At 75.4% G+C, this 5,889-nt stretch carries 5 protein-coding genes; 2 read left to right on the top strand and 3 right to left on the bottom strand.

Annotated elements, in window-relative coordinates; translation table 11 throughout:
- Positions 1-536: hypothetical protein (locus JS521_RS33100; protein WP_205086594.1), on the top strand; the 536-nt coding region annotated here is incomplete at its 5' end.
- 177 nt (positions 537-713) lie between these two features.
- Here JS521_RS33100 and JS521_RS33095 read toward each other — a convergent pair.
- On the bottom strand, positions 714-1,856 hold the full coding sequence (locus JS521_RS33095; protein ID WP_205086593.1) for a glycosyltransferase family 4 protein: 1,143 nt from the start codon (positions 1,854-1,856) through the stop codon (positions 714-716).
- Between the two features lie 122 nt (positions 1,857-1,978).
- On the opposite strand from JS521_RS33095, the gene JS521_RS33090 reads away from it, so the two are divergent.
- Positions 1,979-3,226, top strand: coding sequence for a glycosyltransferase 87 family protein (locus JS521_RS33090; RefSeq protein WP_205086592.1), 1,248 nt, complete (start codon positions 1,979-1,981; stop codon positions 3,224-3,226).
- Here the strand turns inward: JS521_RS33090 and JS521_RS33085 are convergent.
- The gene (locus JS521_RS33085) at positions 3,202-4,458 is read right to left on the bottom strand and encodes a hypothetical protein (protein ID WP_205086591.1); all 1,257 of its coding nucleotides are present in this window, start codon (positions 4,456-4,458) and stop codon (positions 3,202-3,204) included. The genes JS521_RS33090 and JS521_RS33085 overlap by 25 nt on opposite strands.
- A 16-nt stretch (positions 4,459-4,474) precedes the next feature.
- Complete coding sequence (locus JS521_RS33080) at positions 4,475-5,503, bottom strand: C40 family peptidase (RefSeq protein WP_205086590.1); 1,029 nt, start codon at positions 5,501-5,503, stop codon at positions 4,475-4,477.
- Positions 5,504-5,889 lie beyond the last annotated feature (386 nt).

Below are 5,889 nucleotides of genomic sequence, written 5' to 3'. Positions count from 1 at the left end.
GGGGCACGGCGGGTCCGCTCCTCGCCGTCCTGTCGGCGGCGGTGGTGGGGGGATTCCTGGCGGGGGCGCTCCTCGGCGAGGGCCAGATCGACGTTTCCCAGGGGCTGTTCCTCGCCGCCGCCTTCGCGCTGCTGGGCGGCGGCGCGTCCGCCGGGGTCTGGTGGTGGAACCGGCGCCGGGCGGCGGAGTTCGGGATGAGCGCGGGCCGGTACCTGCGGGTGGGCCGCCAGATCCGGCGCGGTGAGGCCCCGGACGACCCCGCCGAGCGCCCGGCAGCTGTCGACATCGCCCTACGCATGCGTCGTGCGCTGGGCTCGTCCTCACGCCGGAGGGCGTGGTGGTTGTGGCTCGTGGGAGCGGGCGCGCTGCTGTGGTTCGTGAGCGGGGTGTTCCTCGTCGTCGATGGCCGGTACGCGCAGGCCTCCTACAACCTCGTCATGGCGGGCCTGCTCCTCGTCAACCTGATGACGATGCGCCGCCGACGGCGGCGTCTGGAGGCCGCGGAGCGCGCGCTGGGGATCCGGGCCCCCGCCTGATCATCGGACGCGGGGCGGCGCGGGCGGGCGAGGTGCTTTCCGGACCTGTACGGGCTCGTGCGGGGCGCGCTTTGGACGACTGCGGCGGACGGGTCAGACTGTGGGCGGTCTGCCGCTCCGTTCCGCCCGCTGGTCTCCCGCTCCGCCCCCGCCCGCGCCCCTCCGTCGTTCGTACGGTCACAGCAGGGTCTTGAGCTTCTCCGCCAGCAGGTCCCAGCGCCACTTCTCCTCGACCCAGGCCCGGCCCCTCTCCCCCATCCGCTGCCGCAGCTCCGGATCGCCGAGCAGCGTCACGATCCGGTCCGCCGACTCCTCGGCGCTGCCGCCGCGCACCACCCAGCCGGTCTCGCCGTCCAGCACCGCGTCCGGGGCGCCCCCCGAGTCGCCGGCCACCACGGGCAGCCCGGTCGCGGACGCCTCCAGGTAGACGATCCCGAGGCCCTCCACGTCGAGCCCTCCGCGACGCGTCCGGCAGGGCATCGCGAAGACGTCACCGGCCCCGTAGTGCGCGGGCAGCTCCGCCCAGGGCACCGGTCCGGTGAAGCGCACCGAGTCCTCAACCCCGGTCTCCGCCGCGAGCCGCTTCAGGTCCTCGGCGTACGGTCCGCCGCCGACGATCAGCAGGACCGCGTCCGGGAACTGCGCGAGGATCGCGGGCATGGCCAGGATCAGCGTGTCCTGGCCCTTGCGCGGCACCAGGCGCGAGACGCAGACGACGACCGGGCGGTCGGAGAGCCCGAGGCGGGCCCGGACCTTGTCGCCGCCGGACCCCGGGTGGAAGGTCTTCTCGTCGACGCCGGGCGGCAGTTGCACCATGCGCCCGGCCGCGTCCGGGGTGAGGGCGGCGGCGATCCGGGAGCGGGTGTACTCACCGAGATAGGTGATCGTGTCCGTGCCTTCCCCGATGCGGCGCAGGAGCTGCCGGGAGGCGGGCAGTTGCGCCCAGCCCGCCTCGTGTCCGTGGGTGGTGGCCACCAGGCGGCGGGCGCCCGCGCGGCGCAGTGCCGGGGCCATCAGGCCGAGCGGGGCGGCGGCGCCGAACCAGACGGAGCTGCAGCCGTGTTCGCGCAGCAGCCCGGCGGCCCGGCGGGTGACGCGCGGGGTCGGCAGCAGCATCGTCGTCCGGTCGCGGACCACGGGGTACGGCTGCTCGGCGTCGAAGGCGGCGGTTGCCGCCGCGCCCTCCTCGCCGCGCTTCCAGGTGGAGGCGTAGACGACGACCCTCTCGGGATCCAGGCGCAGCGCCATGTTGTGCAGAAACGCCTGGATGCCACCGGGGCGGGGCGGGAAGTCGTTGGTCACGATCAAGGTCTTGTCCATCGCCGCCGACAGTACCGAACGGCCGCGCTTCACCGCTGACACGCTCCCCCGGCGGCATCATGAGCCGCCTGGAAACCCGGCCGGACACGAGCGACGAGCCGCGAGCGACGACAGGGACGGCGATGACGGGACGAACACCCACCGGCGCGGAGATGTGGCCGTACGCGGTGTGGGCGCTGACCCGGGCCTGGCTGCTGGCCTGCGTGTTCAAGGTGGTCACGGTGGTCGGCCCGGACGTCACGGTGGACGTGTCGGTGATCTACCGGGGCTGGTACGAGGTCCTGCTGACCGGCACGTATCCGCTGGACGACGTCACCTGGCAGTACCCGCCCGGGGCGGCCCTGGCGATCCTCTCCCCGGCCCTGCTGCCGTTCTGGGAGTACGCGACGGCGTTCTTCGTGCTGGTGCTGGTCTGCGACGCGCTGGTGCTCGGGCTGCTGCTGCACGCGGGGCGGCGGCCGGGCACAAGGGCGGCGGGTGCGTGGGTGTGGGTCGTGGGGGTGCCGCTGCTGGGCCCGACGGTCTACGCCCGCTACGACCTGATGGTGACGGCGGTCGCGGTGGCGGCGCTGCTGGCGGGCGTGCGCAGACCTCGGGCGCTGGGAGCGCTGGCCGCGTTCGGGGCGCTGCTGAAGGGGTGGCCGGCGCTGCTGCTGGTGGGGGTGCGCAAGGGGCGTCCGACGCGGGCGGCCTGGGCGTCGGCGGCGCTGAGCGCGGCGGGGCTCGCGGCGGCGTTCGCCCTGTGGATGCCGGGGGCGTTCGCGTTCCTGGCCTTCCAGCGGGACCGGGGCACGGAGATCGAGTCGCTGGGGGCGCTGGTCTTCCATGTGGCGCGGGGCTTCGGCTGGGAGGGGCGGGTGGAGCTGCGCTACGGCTCGATGGAGTTCGTCGGGCCGCACGTGGAGCTGGTGTCGACGCTGGCGCTGGGGCTCGCGGTCCTGGCGCTGGGCTGGCTGCTGCTGTGGCGGCTGCGGGCGCGGCGGTTCACGGTGCACACCCCGGCCGAGGCGGCGTTCACGGCGGTGCTGCTGTTCACGGTCACCAGTCGGGTGATCAGCCCGCAGTACGTGGTGTGGCTGGTCGGCCTGGCCGCGGTGTGCCTGGTGTTCCGGGGCGCGGCGATGACCTTGCCCGCGGTCCTGGTGCTGGTGGCGGCGGGGGTGACGCTCCTGGAGTTCCCGATCGGCTTCGTCCATGTGGTGGCGAGCGACGCGTGGGGGGTGGCGCTCCTGTTCGTACGGAACGGGCTGCTGGTGGGGGCCTCGCTGATCGCGGCGCGGCGGCTGTGGCGGTCGACGGTGGAGGGGCGACCGGGTGCGGGGGCCGCTCCTCGAACGGCCGAGGGTCAGCCGAGCCGGGTGGCGAGGTAGTCGCGCCAGTCGGCGGTGAACTGCTCGGGGGTGGTGTCGAGCACCGCCTGGAGGGCCTTCTCCACCGCTCCCTCGCGCCCGTCGTGCGCCCCCACGGCCACGTAGAAGGCGATCAGCTTCTCCTTGCCCCAGCGCTCCGCGATCAGCTCGCAGGCCAGCCAGCCGCCCTCGTACGCCCCCGCGAGCTTCGCCGGGTCGCCGTCGAAGCCGAAGTCCGGGTCGGCGGGGAGTCCGGCGGGGGTCCGGCCGCTGCGGACGGCCTCGGCCAGTTCGGGGGCGATGGTGTCGGCGGCGCGGTCCTCGCCCCGGTAGGCGGTCCAGTCGGCGAAGCCCTCGGAGAGCCAGACGGGGGTGGCGGTGGAGGTGCTGGTCCGGGTGGCGACATGGGTCGTCTCATGGGTCAGGACGATCCGCTGCCCGAAGCTGCCGAGGGTGGCGTACGCCTGCGGGTTGACGATGACCCGGTCGGCGATGGCGGGGCTCTCGCCGGTGCCGCCGACCTCGCCGGTGGTGACGGCGGCGATGCCCCGGTAGCTGGCCTCCGGCGAGCCGAGCAGCCCCGCCATGGACTCGACGGAGTCCGGGACCAGGACGACCACCCGCTGGTTCCAGGGGCGCGGCCAGGCGTCCGAGACGGCCGGTACGGCGAGGTCCACGGTGTCGGCGATCTGCCGCAGCTCCTCCTCGCCCCGTCCGACGCCCAGGACGATGCTGTGGGCGCCCTGGACGACCTCCACGTCTCCCTGCTGCCACAGCTGCCCGGAGGCGCCCTTGGCGGGCCTGTCCTCGGTGATGTACCAGCGGTCGCCGTCGCGCATCAGCTCCAGGACGCGGCGGGTGGCGACCGGGGCGGTGTCGTACCCGTCGATCCGGTAGCGCAGCTCCACCTCGGCGGTGGCCCACTGCCCGTCCTGCTCGGTGATGTCCTTGACGTCGTACGTCCACGACTTCAGCGGTACGTCGGCGAGCCGGTCCAGCTCGGTGCGCTGGGCGGCCCGCAGCTTAGCGGCGTCCGGGGCGAGGCCGTCGAGGTAGCCCGCCGGGTCGTGGGCGAGGACGGCGGCCGCGCGGCGCTCCAGGGTGGCGTCGAGGGCGCCGGCGGTGAGGACGGTGTCCGCGTCGGCGGGGGCCGAGCAGGCGGAGGCGGTCAGGAGCGTGGCGAGCAGCAGGCCCGCCGCACGCCGCCGGCCCCGGGGGCCTCCCCCGCGCGCGTCACGTCCTCGTACGGCCACCCTGCCGATCGTACGGTCAGATCCGGGTGACCGAGGAGACGGGCATCATGCCGACCGGATCGTAGCGGACCGGGGCGCCCGGGTAGGGGGCGTGGATGACCTGGCCGTTGCCGACGTACATGCCGATGTGGCTGGCGTCCGCCCGGTAGGCGACCAGGTCGCCGGGCTGGGCCTGGGAGAGGGGCACCATCCGGCCCGCGTAGCGCTGGGCCTGGGAGGTGCGGGGCAGGCTCACCCCGGCCTGGGCGTAGGCCCACTGCATCAGGCCGGAACAGTCGAATCCGGAGGGCCCGTTGGCGCCCCAGACGTAGGGTCTCCCGAGCGCCTGCTGCACGGCGGCCACGGCGGACATCGCGCGGGCCGAGCCGGGGGCGACGCCGGAGAGGTCGGGCAGCCCCTCGCGGCCGGAGCGGGAGGCCCGGTCGAGGGAGGCGCGCTCCGCGGGCGGCAGCGAGTCCAGCAGCCGGCGGGCCTCGCGGAGCTTGGACTCGACGGCGCGCTTGTGGCGGGTGACCGCGGCCCGGTTGCGTTCCAGCTCGGTCAGGGCGCGGGTGGTCTCGGCGCGGGTCTGGGCGAGCTTGCGCTGGGCGTGCCGCAGCTTGTCCAGGGTCAACGCCTGCCGGGCGCCCGCGCGGTCGAGGGCGGCGGCCTGCTCCAGGTAGGTGTCCGGGTCGGCGGAGAGCAGCAGGGCGACCGCCGGGTCGATGGAGCCGGTGCGGTACTGGGCGCCCGCCATCGCTCCGAGCGCGTTGCGCATGTCGTTGACACGTTCCTGGCCCCGGGCCGTGGCGTCCTGGGCGCGGTCCGCCTCGCCGCGCAGCCGGTCCACCCGCTCCCCGGCCGCGTTGTACCGCTCGGTGGCCTGCTCGGCCTGCTCGTAGAGGCGGTCGACGGCGGCCTTGGCACTCTCCCGGGTGTCCTTCGGGTCGGCGCTCGCCGGGGCCCCGGTCAGGGTGGCGGCCGCGGTGGCGGCGGCCGCCGAGATGACCGTGACCCGGACGCCTCTGGTGAAGCCGGGCTGTGTGGAACGGCGATGGGACACCACAGGTAGCCGCACTCCCTTCCGCTGACGCGGTGGTGCGCAGCCCCTGCCGCCCGGGCGGGCGGACGGAGTCCGGGAGCTGCACAGCAGCCAGACAGTAATCGGACGACTACGCACCGGCCAAAGACCGCGCCGGTGGCCGAAAGGCCGCCCAACGCCGCCGCCCCCCCCCGGGGCGGGGGGGGCCGGGGGGGGGGGGGGGGGGGGGGGGGGCCCGGGGGAACAACAGTACGGGGGGGCGGGGGGGGCGCGGGGGGCCCCCCCCCCCGCCGGGGGGGCCGGGGGGGGGGGGCGCGGGGGGCGCCGGGGGGGGGGGGCGGCCGGGGGGGGGGGGCCCGCCGAGATGACCGTGACCCGGACGCCTCTGGTGAAGCCGGGCTGTGTGGAAC

This window comes from Streptomyces durocortorensis (assembly GCF_016901035.1).
Classification (GTDB): domain Bacteria; phylum Actinomycetota; class Actinomycetes; order Streptomycetales; family Streptomycetaceae; genus Streptomyces; species Streptomyces durocortorensis.
Note: the sequence above shows the minus strand (reverse complement) of the source record. Positions and strands in the feature narration are given on the sequence as shown.

Coding starts and splice junctions, on each gene's coding strand:
- JS521_RS33095 (WP_205086593.1), bottom strand. CDS start 1,856: ATGGACAAGACCTTGATCGTGACCAACGACTTCCCGCCCCGCCCCGGT.
- JS521_RS33090 (WP_205086592.1), top strand. CDS start 1,979: ATGACGGGACGAACACCCACCGGCGCGGAGATGTGGCCGTACGCGGTG.